Origin of the sequence: Bradyrhizobium sp. 76 (assembly GCF_023073025.1) — a bacterium.
Classification (GTDB): Bacteria; Pseudomonadota; Alphaproteobacteria; order Rhizobiales; family Xanthobacteraceae; genus Bradyrhizobium.
In genome coordinates this window covers 75,293-88,342 of the sequence record NZ_JADPIS010000015.1, presented here as the reverse complement: position 1 = coordinate 88,342, position 13,050 = coordinate 75,293, and the positions used below count along the sequence as shown (strand labels likewise).

The window sequence follows — 13,050 nt, the reverse complement described above, 5'->3', positions numbered from 1 at the left end:
CCTCTTACTTCTTCTTCGCGCGCGTCTGCGCGGCGACGGTCTTGATCCGGGCGATGTCACGGCGGGCCTCGCGCAGACGCGAGGTGTTCTCGAGCTGCCCGGTGGCGCGCTGGAAGCGCAGGTTGAAGCGCTCCTTCTTCAGATTCAGGATGGCGTCATCCTGCTGATCGGGGCTCAACGCGCGGATGTCTTCGATTTTCATCTGGGCCATGGCCATTACTCCGCAATGCGCTCGACGAAGCGCGTCTTGATCGGCAGCTTGGCTGCCGCCAGGGTCAGCGCTTCACGCGCCGTCTGGGTGTTGACGCCGTCGATCTCGAACAGCACCCGGCCCGGCTTGACGCGCGCGACCCACAATTCCGGCGCGCCCTTGCCGGAGCCCATGCGGACTTCGGCAGGCTTCTTCGACACGGGAACGTCGGGGAATATGCGGATCCAGACGCGGCCGGCGCGCTTCATGTGGCGGGTCAGCGCGCGGCGAGCGGCTTCGATCTGGCGCGCAGTGACGCGCTCAGGCTCGGTCGCCTTCAGACCGAACTGGCCGAAGGCCAACGTCGCGCCCGAAGACGCAACGCCGTGGATACGGCCCTTATGCGCCTTCCGGAACTTCGTTTTCTTAGGTTGCATCATGGCTTCAAGCCCTCAAATTCTCTGTGCTGGCGTCAGGCTGCAGCGTTGTCCCGGCGCTGCCGGCCGCCGCGATCGCCGCCGCCACCAGTCTCACCTTCGGCCATTCTCTTGTCCTGGGCCATCGGATCGTGCTCGAGGATCTCGCCCTTGAAGATCCAGACCTTGACACCGCAGGTGCCGAAGGTCGTGAACGCGGTCGCAACGCCGTAGTCGATGTCTGCGCGCAGCGTGTGCAGCGGCACGCGACCTTCGCGGTACCACTCCATGCGCGCGATTTCCGCGCCGCCCAGACGTCCCGAGCAGTTGATGCGGATGCCTTCCGCGCCGAGACGCATCGCCGACTGCACGGCGCGCTTCATGGCGCGGCGGAACGCCACGCGGCGCTCCAGCTGCTGCGCGATCGACTCGGCCACCAGCGTCGCATCGAGCTCCGGCTTGCGGATTTCGACGATGTTGATGACGACGTCGGACGCGGTGATGTCCGCGACCTTCTTGCGCAGCTTGTCGATGTCGGCACCCTTTTTGCCGATCACCACGCCCGGACGAGCCGAGTGGATGGTGACGCGGCACTTCTTGTGCGGACGCTCGATCACGATGCGGGCGACGGCCGCCTGCTTGAGCTCCTTGTGCAGGATCTCGCGGATCTTGACGTCCTCGTGCAGCAGCTTGCCGTATTCCTGCTTGCCCGCGTACCAGCGGGAATCCCAGGTCCGGTTGATGCCGAGACGCAGACCGATCGGATTGATCTTTTGACCCATCGTGTTCTCCTGCGTCCCTTAAGCCGCTGCTGCGGCTTCGACCTGACGAACGATGATCGTCAGCTGTGAAAATGGTTTGTAGACACGGCCCGAACGGCCACGGCCGCGGGCGGCAAAGCGCTTCATCACGAGGCCGTTGCCGACGAAGGCCTGCGCCACGACGAGATCGTCGACGTCGAGGTCGTGGTTGTTCTCGGCGTTGGCAATAGCCGATTCCAGGCACTTCTTCACGTCAACCGCGATCCGCTTGCGCGAAAACTGCAGGTCGGCGAGCGCAGCAGCCGCCTTCCGGCCGCGAATGAGCTGGGCGACCAGGTTGAGCTTCTGCGGGCTCACCCGCAGCATCCGGGCGACCGCCTTGGCCTCGTTCTCGGCGAGGCTCCGTTCGCGCTTAGGTTTGCTCATCGTTTAATCCTCAAGCCTTCTTGGCTTTCTTGTCCCCGGAGTGGCCATGGAAGGTCCGGGTCGGCGAGAACTCGCCGAACTTGTGACCGACCATTTCCTCGTTGACGGCCACCGGCACGTGCTTCTGACCGTTGTAGACGCCGAAGGTCAGACCGACGAATTGCGGCAGGATCGTCGAGCGACGGCTCCAGATCTTGATGACGTCGTGACGGCCGGACGAGCGCGCGGCATCTGCCTTCTTGAGCAGAGAACCCTCGACGAACGGGCCTTTCCAGACTGAACGAACCATGTCCGGCGTTCCTTACTTCTTCCGCTTGTGGCGGCTTAGGAGAATGAATTTGTTGGTCGACTTGTTGGAGCGGGTCTTCTTGCCCTTGGTCGGCTTGCCCCACGGAGTAACCGGGTGGCGGCCGCCCGAGGTACGACCTTCACCACCGCCGTGCGGATGGTCGATCGGGTTCATCGAGACGCCGCGGTTATGCGGCTTGCGGCCCAGCCAACGGTTGCGGCCGGCCTTGCCGATCGACGTGTTCATGTGATCCGGGTTCGACACCGCGCCAATCGTGGCGCGGCAACGGCCGTGCACCAGGCGCTGTTCACCCGAGTTCAGGCGGACGATCACGTAGTCCTGGTCGCGACCGACGAGCTGGGCGTAGGTGCCCGCGGAACGGGCGAGCTGGCCGCCCTTCCCGATCTTGACCTCGATGTTGTGGATGATCGTGCCGACCGGCATGTTGCCCAGCGGCATGACATTGCCCGGCTTCACGTCGACGTAGTTGCCGGCGACGACGGAATCACCGACGGCCAGGCGCTGCGGCGCCAGGATATAGGCCTGGGTGCCGTCTTCGTACTTGACCAGCGCGATGAACGCGGTGCGGTTCGGATCATATTCCAGCCGCTCGACCGTCGCGGGCGCATCGACCTTGTCGCGCTTGAAATCGACGGTACGCAACGTCCGCTTATGACCGCCGCCGCGGAAGCGCACCGTGATGCGACCGGTGTTGTTGCGGCCGCCAGAGGAGTGCTTGCCTTCGGTGAGCGCCTTGACCGGCTTGCCCTTGTAGAGGGCCGAACGATCGACCATGACCAGCTGGCGCTGGCCCGGCGTCGTGGGATTGAATGTCTTCAGTGCCATCGTCGTACGACCTTACAGACCGGTGGTCACGTCGATCCGGTGACCCTCTTCGAGAGTCACGATCGCGCGCTTGGAGTTCGACTGCGAGCCGAGGTTGCCGCGGAAGATCTTGGTCTTGCCCTTGCGGACCAGCGTGTTGACACTCTTGACCTTGACGTCGAACAGCTTCTCGATCGCTTCCTTGATCTGCGGCTTGGTCGCCTTCGCGGCCACCTTGAACAGCACCTTGTTGTGCTCCGAGGCGATCGTGGCCTTTTCGGTCACGACCGGCGACAGGATCACGTCGTAGTGGCGAGGCTCGATGTTCTTCGTCATTTGAAGCGCGCCTCCAGCGCATCGATGGCGGCCTTGGTCAGAACGAGTTTCCGACGGCGCAGGATGTCATAGACGTTGATGCCCTGGATCGGCAGCACGTCCATGTTCGGGATGTTGCGGGCTGCAGCGGCGAAGCCGTTGTTGAGCTCGGCGCCGTCGATGATCAGCGCGTTGGTCAAACCCAGACCGGAGAAATGACCAAGCAGCGCCTTGGTCTTGGCGGCTTCCAGCGCGGCTTTGTCGATCACGATGAGATCGCCGTCCTTGGCCTTGGCCGAGAGCGCATGCTTGAGCGCGAGCGCACGGACCTTCTTCGGCAGGTCGGTGGCGTGCGAACGCACCACCGGACCGAAGGCACGGCCACCGCCGCGGAACTGCGGCACGCGAGCCGAGCCGTGACGAGCACCACCGGTGCCCTTCTGCTTGTACATCTTCTTGCCGGTGCGCCAGATCTCGGCGCGGCCCTTGGCCTTGTGCGTGCCGGCCTGGCGCTTGTTGAGCTGCCACTGCACGCAACGTGCAATGATGTCCTGGCGCGGCTCGAGGCCGAAAATGGTGTCGGAAAGCTGGACCGAGCCGGCTTCCTTTCCTTCGAGGGTGGTGACCTTCAATTCCATCTCACGCCTCCTGCGCAGCCGGAGCAGCGTCCGCTTCGCCAGCAACCTTGAACTTGCCGGGCTTCGGAGCTTCCTTAGGCAGCGGCTTCTTGACGGCGTCGCGCACGCGGATCCAGCCGCCCTTGGAACCGGGAACGGCGCCTTCGACGAGGATCAGGCCGCGCTCGACATCGAGCTGAACGACCCGAAGGTTGAGCGTGGTGATGCGGTCGACGCCCATGTGACCGGGCATCTTCTTGTTCTTCCAGGTCTTGCCCGGGTCCTGACGGCCACCGGTCGAACCGATCGAACGGTGCGAGACCGAGACGCCGTGAGTGGCGCGCAGACCGCCGAAGTTCCAGCGCTTCATACCGCCGGCAAAACCCTTACCGACCGAAGTACCGGTGACGTCGACGAACTGACCGACGACAAAGTGGTCGGCCAGGATCTCGGCACCGACGGGGATCATCTGATCCGCGGAGACGCGGAATTCCTCGACCTGCCGCTTCGGCTCGACCTTGGCGACCGCGAACTGGCCGCGCTCCGCCTTGGGCATGTACACGGTCTTGCGGCTGCCAGAACCAAGCTGGAGCGCGACATAACCGTTTTTCTCTTCGGTGCGGTGGCCTACGACCTGGCAATTGCCGAGCTTCAGCACGGTCACGGGGATATGTTCGCCGGCCTCTGTAAAGACCCGCGTCATCCCGACCTTTTGTGCGATCACTCCGGAGCGCATCGGCGTGCTTCCTGTTCTTTCTGTCCGCTAGTGGCGAACGTGATCCAAAAATCTTAGAGCTTGATCTCGACGTCGACACCGGCGGCCAAGTCGAGCTTCATCAAAGCATCGACGGTCTGCGGGGTCGGATCGACGATGTCGAGCAGGCGCTTGTGAGTGCGCATCTCGAACTGCTCGCGGCTCTTCTTGTCGACGTGCGGCGAACGGTTGACGGTGAACTTCTCGATGCGGGTGGGCAGCGGAATGGGTCCGCGGACCTGCGCGCCGGTGCGCTTCGCCGTGTTCACGATCTCGCGGGTCGACGTATCGAGGATACGATGGTCGAACGCCTTGAGACGGATACGAATGTTTTGGCCGTTCATTGCCGTGGTCTTTCTTCAGTGGGGTGGCGAATAGCGAATAGCGAATTTCACATTCGCTATTCGCCGATCCCTATTCTCGTAATTACTCGATGATCGAGGCGACGACGCCGGCGCCGACGGTACGGCCACCTTCGCGGATCGCGAAGCGGAGCTTCTCTTCCATCGCGATCGGCACGATCAGGTGCACTTCCATCGCGATGTTGTCGCCCGGCATCACCATCTCGGTGCCTTCCGGCAGATGCACGACACCGGTCACGTCGGTGGTGCGGAAGTAGAACTGCGGACGGTAGTTGGTGAAGAACGGGGTGTGGCGGCCGCCCTCTTCCTTGGTGAGGATGTAAGCCTCAGCCTTGAACTTGGTGTGCGGCTTGACCGAACCCGGCTTGCACAGCACCTGGCCGCGCTCGACGTCCTCGCGCTTGGTACCGCGAAGCAGCGCACCGATGTTATCGCCGGCCTGGCCCTGATCGAGCAGCTTGCGGAACATTTCGACGCCAGTGACCGTGGTCTTCTGCGTGGCGCGCAGACCGACGATCTCGATTTCCTCGCCGACCTTGACGATACCGCGCTCGACACGGCCGGTCACGACGGTGCCGCGGCCCGAGATCGAGAACACGTCTTCAACCGGCATCAGGAACGGAAGGTCGACCGGACGCTCCGGCTGCGGAATGTAGGCGTCGACCTGCTTCATCAGCTCGAGGATCGCGTCATGGCCGAGCGTCTTGTCGGAATCTTCGAGAGCGGCGAGCGCCGAGCCCTTGATGATCGGGATGGTGTCGCCCGGGAATTCGTACTTCGAGAGCAACTCGCGAACCTCGAGCTCGACGAGCTCGAGCAGTTCCGGATCGTCGACCATGTCGCACTTGTTGAGGAACACGACGAGCGCGGGAACGCCGACCTGGCGGGCGAGCAGGATGTGCTCGCGGGTCTGCGGCATCGGACCGTCAGCGGCCGACACGACCAGGATCGCACCGTCCATCTGGGCGGCGCCGGTGATCATGTTCTTCACGTAGTCGGCGTGGCCGGGGCAGTCGACGTGCGCGTAGTGGCGGTTCTTGGTCTCGTATTCGACATGCGCCGTCGAGATCGTGATACCGCGCGCCTTCTCTTCCGGCGCCTTGTCGATCTGGTCGTACGCCGTGAACGTCGCGCCGCCGGCTTCGGCGAGGACCTTGGTGATCGCCGCGGTCAGCGACGTCTTGCCATGGTCGACGTGACCGATGGTGCCGATGTTGCAGTGCGGCTTGTTACGTTCAAACTTTGCTTTGGCCATTTGACTCTCCGTTCAATCGTCAGTTCGAGACCGACGACAATCAGGCAAACTTCTTCTGGACTTCTGCCGACACGTTGGCCGGCGCTTCTGCGTAGTGGTCGAACTGCATGGTAAAGGTCGCGCGACCCTGGCTCATCGAGCGCAGGTTATTCACGTAACCGAACATGTTCATGAGCGGCACCATCGCGTTGATGACGTTGGCGTTGCCGCGCATGTCCTGGCCCTGGATCTGACCGCGCCGGGAATTCAGGTCGCCGATGACCGAGCCGGTGTAATCTTCCGGGGTCACCACTTCGACCTTCATGATCGGCTCGAGCAGGACGGACTTGCCCTTCTGCAAGGCTTCGCGGAATGCAGCACGCGATGCGATTTCGAAGGCGAGCGCCGACGAGTCGACGTCGTGATACTTGCCGTCGACGAGCTGAACCTTGACGTCGACTACGGGGAAGCCCGCGACGACACCAGAGCCCATCACGCTGTTGAGGCCCTTTTCGACGCCGGGGATGTATTCCTTCGGAACCGCACCGCCGACGATCTTGGACTCGAACTCGTAACCCTTGCCGGGCTCGTTCGGCTCGACCACGATCGACACTTCCGCGAACTGACCGGTACCGCCGGTCTGCTTCTTGTGGGTGTACTTGACTTCGGCCCTCTTGGTGACGCGCTCACGGAACGCCACCTGCGGCGCGCCGATGTTGGCATCGACCTTGTAGGTGCGGCGGAGAATATCGACCTTGATGTCGAGATGGAGTTCGCCCATTCCCTTGAGGATGGTCTGGCCGGACTCTTGGTCGGTCGACACGCGGAAGGACGGATCCTCCGCAGCGAGCTTCGCCAGCGCCACGCCGAGCTTTTCCTGGTCGGCCTTGGACTTGGGTTCGATCGCGATCTCGATGACCGGCTCGGGGAATTCCATCTTTTCGAGGATCACCGCCTTGTCGGGATCGCACAACGTGTCACCGGTGCGCGCTTCCTTCAGGCCAGCCAGTGCGACGATGTCGCCGGCATAGGCTTCCTTGATGTCTTCGCGGTTGTTCGCATGCATCAGCAACATGCGGCCGATGCGCTCCTTGCGGTCGCGCGTCGAATTGATGACGCCGGTGCCCGACAGCAGCGTGCCGGAATAGATGCGGCAGAAGGTGATGGTGCCGACGAACGGGTCGTCCATGATCTTGAAGGCCAACAGAGCCAGCGGCTCCTTGTCGTCCGGCAGGCGAACGACCTCGTTGCCGTCTTCGTCGACGCCCTTGATGGCGGGCACGTCAACCGGCGACGGCAGATAATCCACGACCGCGTCGAGCAAAGGCTGCACGCCTTTGTTCTTGAACGCCGAGCCGCACAATACCGGGAAGAACGCGCCAGTCAGCACGGCCTTGCGGATCAAGCGCTTCAACGTCGCCTCGTCCGGCTCCTTGCCGTCGAGGTAAGCGGCGAGAACTTCGTCGTCGAGCTCGACGGCGGCTTCCAACAGCTTCTCGCGATATTCCTTGGCCTTCTCGACCATGTCCTCGGGAATATCGATGTCGACGAACTTGGCGTCGAGCTTCTCTTCTTCCCAGACCACGCCCTTCATACGAACGAGATCGACCAGACCCTTGAAGTTGTTCTCGGAGCCGATCGGAAGCTGGATCGCGATCGGCTTCGCGCCGAGACGATCGACGATATCCTGCATGCACTTGTAGAAGTCGGCGCCGGTCTTATCCATCTTGTTGGCGAAGACGATGCGCGGAACCTTGTACTTGTCGCCCTGGCGCCAGACCGTCTCGGTCTGGGGCTCGACGCCCTGGTTCGAGTCGAGCACGCACACGGCGCCGTCGAGCACCCGCAAGCTGCGCTCGACTTCGATGGTGAAGTCGACGTGGCCGGGAGTGTCGATGATGTTGAGACGCTTGCCTTCCCAGAACGCGGTGGTCGCGGCCGACGTAATCGTAATGCCGCGCTCCTGCTCCTGCTCCATCCAGTCCATCGTCGCGGCACCTTCGTGCACTTCGCCGATCTTGTGGCTCTTGCCGGTGTAATAGAGGATGCGCTCGGTGGTCGTGGTCTTGCCGGCATCGATATGCGCCATGATACCGAAGTTACGGTAGTTCTCTATGGCATGAACGCGGGGCATGGAGTGTTCCTTAGATTCCGTGTGTCGCCGTTACCAGCGATAGTGCGAGAAGGCGCGGTTGGCTTCCGCCATCCGGTGCACGTCTTCGCGCTTCTTGACGGCGTTACCCCGGTTGTTCGACGCGTCCAGGAGCTCCGCAGAGAGCCGCTCGGTCATCGTCTTCTCGTTGCGATCGCGCGCAGCCGAGATCAGCCAGCGAATGCCCAGCGCCTGACGGCGCACCGAGCGAACTTCGACCGGAACCTGATAGGTCGCGCCACCGACGCGGCGGGAGCGCACTTCGATCGTCGGCATGACGTTCTCGAGTGCCTGCTCGAACACGCCGAGCGGGTTCTGCTTGGTCTTGCTTTCGATGAGGCCGAACGCGCCGTAGACGATGCCTTCGGCGACAGACTTCTTTCCGGCGTACATCACCGAATTCATGAACTTCGTGACGATGATGTTCCCGAACTTCGGATCGGGAAGGACTTCGCGCTTTTCGGCAGAATGGCGACGAGACATGGACCTGGTTCCCGCTTACTTCGGACGCTTGGCGCCGTACTTCGAACGGCGCTGCTTACGGTTCTTGACGCCCTGGGTATCCAGAACGCCGCGGAGGATGTGGTAGCGCACGCCGGGCAAGTCCTTGACGCGACCGCCGCGGATCATGACCACCGAGTGCTCCTGGAGGTTATGGCCCTCACCGGGGATGTAGCCGATCACCTCGAAGCCGTTGGTCAGGCGCACCTTGGCAACCTTACGAAGCGCCGAGTTCGGCTTCTTCGGGGTCGTGGTGTAAACGCGCGTGCAAACACCGCGCTTCTGCGGCGACTGCTGCAGTGCCGGCACCTTCTTGCGCGACTTCTGCACTTCCCGCGGTTGAGCGATCAGCTGGTTGATCGTCGGCATCCTGGCATTACCCTTTGTGTTCTGCCGCGGCCCGTCACCGGGTCCGCAAATTCTTTCGAGCTACCCGCCCGACGAGGCCGTCTTGCGCGGAACAATCCGCACAAAGCGAAATCGCGCCAACCACCCATCAACGGGCGGAAAGCGCTTCGACGCCACAGAGGACCGCAGTAGTTGAACCGGTCAGCTTGAAGCTGCGGCCCGCGCACCGAGGTCATGCATCCGAATTCGATCTCGAGAGAACATGCTCAAGAGAACTAAAATCGCACTGGCATTGCCTAGCTATGATCGACAGCGTTTGAGCGGCATTCGTCGAGGTTGGTGCCTGTCTTGGCGATCCCAGGGGATCAAACAGGTGGCCCGTTCCGACGTTGGCGATGCTCACCGCCTGTCGTTAAGTGAGGGGGTTCTATAAGTGGGAGTCGGTCAAGTCAAGGCGAAACGTCAGTCAGAAGCGCTTCCCGCGCCTGCTGAAATCGCTTCACGGGCCGCTCGCTGCACCTTCGCGAGATGGAAACGAAGAGCGCGTTCCGCCACCTCGAAACCAATTTATACCCGGGTTAAATATACTTTTGTAACCTTTGGCTAAGGCTTTCTTTCCGGTTGGAGCGCCAATGTGCCGCCTTGGGCAGAGATTAGCACCATGCGGTACACCGACATTGCCATTATCGGCGGGGGATTGTCCGGCTCAACCGCCGCCGCGATGCTCGGCCGTAGCGGCATTTCGACCATTCTGATCGATCCGCAGGAGAACTATTCGGCGGACTTTCGTGTCGAAAAACTCAGCGGTCACGTGCAGGTCGGGCGATTCCTGCAGACGGGAATCGCCGAATCGGTGCTGCGCCGCGCGACCTATGTGGGTGAGAACTGGATCGCCCGCTTCGGCCGCCTTCTCGACAAGGCGCCAAGCCGCCAGTTCAACATCCTCTACGACGCCCTCGTCAACGCGGTCCGCGACGAAATTCCTGCCGGCGTCGAGCGCATCTGCGCCAAGGCCATCTTGGTCGAGACAAGCGCGGAGCGGCAGAGGGTCACTCTCTCCAACGACGAGATGATCTCCGCCCGGTTGGTCGTGCTCGCCAACGGCCTCAATGTCGGGCTGCGCCACCAGCTGGGAATCGCCCGAAAGATCGTCAGTGCCTGCCATTCGATTTCGATCGGGTTCGACGTGGTGCCCGCGGGACGGGACTCCTTCGACTTCCCGGCGTTGACCTATTTCTCGGAACGGCCGAGCGACCGCATCCCCTACCTCACGCTTTTTCCGATCGGGACGCGGATGCGCGCCAATCTGTTCGTCTACCGCAGCTTCGACGATCCCTGGCTGCTTGAGCTGCGCCGCGCGCCCGCCGAGACGTTGAACGCCGCGCTGCCACGGCTCAAGCGCATCACTGGACCGTTCGACATTCCCGGTGAGCTGAAAATCCGCCCGGTCGATCTCTATGTGAACGATGCCAGCGGCCTACCCGGCCTCGTGCTGGTGGGCGATGCCTTCTCGACCTCCTGCCCTGCCGCCGGCACCGGCTGCGACAAGGTCTTCACCGACGTCGAGCGGCTCTGCAACCTCTACATCCCGCGATGGCTGGCCTCCGACGGGATGGATACAAGCAAGATCGCCACCTTCTACGCAGATCCGGTCAAGCGGGCGTGCGACGATTGGTCGGCGGCGAAGGCGTTCGACTTCCGCTCAGTCTCCATTGCGACGAGCCCCTATTGGACGGCGCAGCGCTGGGCACGCTTCATTGCCTGGTCGGTTCAGGGGCTATTGCGGCCGCTTGGAGGAGCCTTCGATCTGGAGCCGAACTTCCTCGGTCACTCCTCCTCATCGTCCTCGTCGAGATCGTCTTCATCCTCGTCGTCATCGTCGCTGTCCTCGTCGACGTGAGCCGGCGCGCCATGAGGTTGGTGGATCTGGTCGTTCCACAGCTTGCGATAGGTGCCGTTCTTGGCGAGCAGTTCCGCATGAGAGCCGCGCTCGATCGCCCTGCCTCCTGAAATCACGATGATCTCGTCCATCTCGACCACCGAGGTCAGGCGGTGGGTCGACCAGATCATGGTGCGGCCCTTGGCAACCTTCAGCAGCGTGCGGTTGATCGCAGCTTCCGTGGTCTGGTCGAGCGCCGACGTGGCTTCGTCCAGCAGCAGCACGGAAGGATTACGGATGACCGCGCGCGCGATCGCGATGCGCTGGCGCTGGCCGCCCGACAAGGTATCGCCGCGCTCGCCCACCGGCGTATCGTATCGTTGCGGCAGGCTCATGATGTAGCGGTGGATCTCGGCCTTCTTGGCCGCCTCCTCCACTTCCTCGTCGGTCGCGCCCTCCTTGCCGAGCCGGATGTTCTCTCGGATCGACATGTTGAACAGCATGTTCTCCTGGAACACCACCGCCATGCTCCGGCGCAGCGAATCCAGCGTCACCTTGCGGACGTCGACGCCGTCGATGGTGACGCGCCCCTCGTCAGGCACATAGAGCCGCAGGATCAGATTCAGCAGCGTGCTCTTGCCGGAGCCCGAGGGACCGACGATGGCAATGCGCTTGCCGACACTGAGTTTGAGACTGAGATTGTCTAGCACCGGCGTCTGGCTGCCTTCGTACTGGAAGGTCACGTGGTCGAAGGTGATGTCGTTGGTGATGCGCGGCAGATCGGGCGCGCCGGCACGATCGGCGCTGCGCGTGGGCTCGTCGAGCAGCTCCTGCATGTGACGAATCGCGGCTGCCGAGGAGATCGACACGGGGATGAAATGCATCACATGGGCGATGTTGTAGGACACCTCCCAGAACGCGCTCTCGAAGGTGACGAAGGTGCCGATGGTGATCTGCCCCTTGGTCGCCAGATATGCGCCGATCGCGAGCACGACGAGATGCAGGAGCAGCACCGAAATTGTGACCGTCCGCTCCACCATGGTCGACAGGAACGCCGCCGAGGCCATCTTGTTTCGCGTCTCGTCGTTGCGGAATTTGAAGAACCCGAACATCCGGCGTTGCAGGCTGAACGCCTTGATCACGGCCTGCGCCGCCACGTTCTCCTGCACCATGCCGAGCAGCGCGGACTCATTGAGCTTCTGCTCGTAATTCGCCTGAACAGCTTTCGGTGTGAGCATGCGGGGACCGATCAGCGTGATCGGGAACACCAGCAGCGCAACCGCCGCGAGCTGCCAGTTCAGGAACACCATCAGGATGATGCCCGCGATCAATTCCAGGAACGGCAACGCCGCGCTGTTGGCGAAGGTCTTGACCGAGCCCTCGAAGGCCGCGAGGTCGACGGAGAAGCGCGACAGGATCTCGCCGCGCTTGGTGCGACCGAAATAGGCCGCCGGCAGGTCCTGGACGTGCTCGAACAGCCGTTTGCGGACGTCGGAGATGATGCACGCCGCGAGCCTCGCATCCCAGCGCTCGTACCAGACCGCGACGATCGAGGTGAAGATGCCCGCGACCGCGAGCACGCCGAGGATCTTGTACAGCGCCTGGAAATCCTCCTCGCCGAGCGCGTCGTCGATCAGGTACTTCAGGCTGAGCGGCATGATGACGTTGAAGAGCGTTTCGACGAAGACGCCGAACGCCACGAACGACAGCATCTGCTTGTAATTGACCAGGAAGGGTTTGACGAAGCCCAGGATGGTCGCGAGCGCGCCGGCGGCCTCGCGCGCGGTAAAGACGACGAGGTCCTCGTCCTCATCATCGTCATCGAGCTCCAGCCCTCCATCCTCCTCGTCTTCATCGTCCTCGTCGTCTTCGAGGTCCGGCTTGACGGTGGGGACGAGCTTCTCGTCGAACTCGGCCGCCTCTTCCGCGGCGAGCTTCTGTTTGTCGGGCGGGAGGGGCTTGGACGCCATGAAACCAACCG

At 62.6% G+C, this 13,050-nt stretch carries 16 protein-coding genes; 1 reads left to right on the top strand and 15 read right to left on the bottom strand.

All coding sequences use genetic code 11. The annotated features are described in order from the left end of the window. Window positions 1–4 precede the first annotated feature (4 nt). From rpmC to rpsL, 14 genes are all read right to left on the bottom strand, one after another. Complete coding sequence (gene rpmC, locus IVB48_RS01145) at window positions 5–211, bottom strand: 50S ribosomal protein L29 (protein ID WP_007603026.1); 207 nt, start codon at window positions 209–211, stop codon at window positions 5–7. A 5-nt stretch (window positions 212–216) separates the two neighbouring features. Next, window positions 217–630, bottom strand: a complete 414-nt coding sequence (rplP, locus tag IVB48_RS01140) for a 50S ribosomal protein L16 (RefSeq protein ID WP_007603024.1) — start codon at window positions 628–630, stop codon at window positions 217–219. A 32-nt stretch (window positions 631–662) separates the two neighbouring features. Beyond that, a complete protein-coding gene (rpsC, locus tag IVB48_RS01135) occupies window positions 663–1,388 on the bottom strand; it encodes a 30S ribosomal protein S3 (protein ID WP_007603023.1) in 726 nt (241 codons plus the stop codon). A gap of 18 nt (window positions 1,389–1,406) precedes the next feature. Next, a complete protein-coding gene (gene rplV, locus IVB48_RS01130; protein WP_007603022.1) occupies window positions 1,407–1,793 on the bottom strand; it encodes a 50S ribosomal protein L22 in 387 nt (128 codons plus the stop codon). A 10-nt stretch (window positions 1,794–1,803) separates the two neighbouring features. Further along, complete coding sequence (rpsS, locus tag IVB48_RS01125) at window positions 1,804–2,082, bottom strand: 30S ribosomal protein S19 (protein ID WP_007603021.1); 279 nt, start codon at window positions 2,080–2,082, stop codon at window positions 1,804–1,806. Between the two features lie 12 nt (window positions 2,083–2,094). Beyond that, complete coding sequence (rplB, locus tag IVB48_RS01120; RefSeq protein ID WP_007603020.1) at window positions 2,095–2,928, bottom strand: 50S ribosomal protein L2; 834 nt, start codon at window positions 2,926–2,928, stop codon at window positions 2,095–2,097. Between the two features lie 12 nt (window positions 2,929–2,940). Further along, window positions 2,941–3,243 (bottom strand): 50S ribosomal protein L23, encoded by a 303-nt coding sequence (locus IVB48_RS01115; protein ID WP_007603019.1) that lies wholly within the window; start codon window positions 3,241–3,243, stop codon window positions 2,941–2,943. Beyond that, entirely contained in the window at window positions 3,240–3,860 is a 621-nt protein-coding gene (gene rplD / locus IVB48_RS01110; protein WP_007603018.1) for a 50S ribosomal protein L4, read from the bottom strand. Before rplD ends, IVB48_RS01115 begins: the two co-directional genes overlap by 4 nt. A gap of 1 nt (window position 3,861) precedes the next feature. Beyond that, window positions 3,862–4,575: a 50S ribosomal protein L3 gene (gene rplC, locus IVB48_RS01105; protein WP_007603016.1), complete on the bottom strand. Its 714-nt coding sequence runs from the start codon at window positions 4,573–4,575 to the stop codon at window positions 3,862–3,864. Window positions 4,576–4,628: 53 nt separating this feature from the next. Continuing rightward, on the bottom strand, window positions 4,629–4,937 hold the full coding sequence (gene rpsJ / locus IVB48_RS01100) for a 30S ribosomal protein S10 (RefSeq protein WP_002712302.1): 309 nt from the start codon (window positions 4,935–4,937) through the stop codon (window positions 4,629–4,631). A gap of 82 nt (window positions 4,938–5,019) precedes the next feature. Further along, window positions 5,020–6,210 (bottom strand): elongation factor Tu, encoded by a 1,191-nt coding sequence (gene tuf, locus IVB48_RS01095; protein ID WP_018456453.1) that lies wholly within the window; start codon window positions 6,208–6,210, stop codon window positions 5,020–5,022. A 40-nt stretch (window positions 6,211–6,250) separates the two neighbouring features. Beyond that, entirely contained in the window at window positions 6,251–8,323 is a 2,073-nt protein-coding gene (gene fusA / locus IVB48_RS01090) for an elongation factor G (RefSeq protein WP_027518591.1), read from the bottom strand. A gap of 30 nt (window positions 8,324–8,353) precedes the next feature. Further along, window positions 8,354–8,824: a 30S ribosomal protein S7 gene (gene rpsG, locus IVB48_RS01085; RefSeq protein WP_007603009.1), complete on the bottom strand. Its 471-nt coding sequence runs from the start codon at window positions 8,822–8,824 to the stop codon at window positions 8,354–8,356. A 15-nt stretch (window positions 8,825–8,839) separates the two neighbouring features. Continuing rightward, window positions 8,840–9,211, bottom strand: coding sequence for a 30S ribosomal protein S12 (gene rpsL, locus IVB48_RS01080; RefSeq protein ID WP_007603006.1), 372 nt, complete (start codon window positions 9,209–9,211; stop codon window positions 8,840–8,842). Between the two features lie 640 nt (window positions 9,212–9,851). On the opposite strand from rpsL, the gene IVB48_RS01075 reads away from it, so the two are divergent. Beyond that, window positions 9,852–11,090 (top strand): NAD(P)/FAD-dependent oxidoreductase, encoded by a 1,239-nt coding sequence (locus IVB48_RS01075; protein WP_247396631.1) that lies wholly within the window; start codon window positions 9,852–9,854, stop codon window positions 11,088–11,090. Here IVB48_RS01075 and IVB48_RS01070 read toward each other — a convergent pair. Further along, window positions 11,018–13,039: an ABC transporter ATP-binding protein gene (locus IVB48_RS01070; protein ID WP_247396628.1), complete on the bottom strand. Its 2,022-nt coding sequence runs from the start codon at window positions 13,037–13,039 to the stop codon at window positions 11,018–11,020. The two genes, IVB48_RS01075 and IVB48_RS01070, sit on opposite strands and share 73 nt — an antisense overlap. Window positions 13,040–13,050 lie beyond the last annotated feature (11 nt).

Excerpts from the sequence above, each read along its gene's own strand:
- rpmC (WP_007603026.1), bottom strand. The coding sequence starts at position 211 with ATGGCCCAGATGAAAATCGAAGACATCCGCGCGTTGAGCCCCGATCAG.
- rplP (WP_007603024.1), bottom strand. The coding sequence starts at position 630 with ATGATGCAACCTAAGAAAACGAAGTTCCGGAAGGCGCATAAGGGCCGT.
- rpsC (WP_007603023.1), bottom strand. The coding sequence starts at position 1,388 with ATGGGTCAAAAGATCAATCCGATCGGTCTGCGTCTCGGCATCAACCGG.
- rplV (WP_007603022.1), bottom strand. The coding sequence starts at position 1,793 with ATGAGCAAACCTAAGCGCGAACGGAGCCTCGCCGAGAACGAGGCCAAG.
- rpsS (WP_007603021.1), bottom strand. The coding sequence starts at position 2,082 with ATGGTTCGTTCAGTCTGGAAAGGCCCGTTCGTCGAGGGTTCTCTGCTC.
- rplB (WP_007603020.1), bottom strand. The coding sequence starts at position 2,928 with ATGGCACTGAAGACATTCAATCCCACGACGCCGGGCCAGCGCCAGCTG.
- IVB48_RS01115 (WP_007603019.1), bottom strand. The coding sequence starts at position 3,243 with ATGACGAAGAACATCGAGCCTCGCCACTACGACGTGATCCTGTCGCCG.
- rplD (WP_007603018.1), bottom strand. The coding sequence starts at position 3,860 with ATGGAATTGAAGGTCACCACCCTCGAAGGAAAGGAAGCCGGCTCGGTC.
- rplC (WP_007603016.1), bottom strand. The coding sequence starts at position 4,575 with ATGCGCTCCGGAGTGATCGCACAAAAGGTCGGGATGACGCGGGTCTTT.
- rpsJ (WP_002712302.1), bottom strand. The coding sequence starts at position 4,937 with ATGAACGGCCAAAACATTCGTATCCGTCTCAAGGCGTTCGACCATCGT.
- tuf (WP_018456453.1), bottom strand. The coding sequence starts at position 6,210 with ATGGCCAAAGCAAAGTTTGAACGTAACAAGCCGCACTGCAACATCGGC.
- fusA (WP_027518591.1), bottom strand. The coding sequence starts at position 8,323 with ATGCCCCGCGTTCATGCCATAGAGAACTACCGTAACTTCGGTATCATG.
- rpsG (WP_007603009.1), bottom strand. The coding sequence starts at position 8,824 with ATGTCTCGTCGCCATTCTGCCGAAAAGCGCGAAGTCCTTCCCGATCCG.
- rpsL (WP_007603006.1), bottom strand. The coding sequence starts at position 9,211 with ATGCCGACGATCAACCAGCTGATCGCTCAACCGCGGGAAGTGCAGAAG.
- IVB48_RS01075 (WP_247396631.1), top strand. The coding sequence starts at position 9,852 with ATGCGGTACACCGACATTGCCATTATCGGCGGGGGATTGTCCGGCTCA.
- IVB48_RS01070 (WP_247396628.1), bottom strand. The coding sequence starts at position 13,039 with ATGGCGTCCAAGCCCCTCCCGCCCGACAAACAGAAGCTCGCCGCGGAA.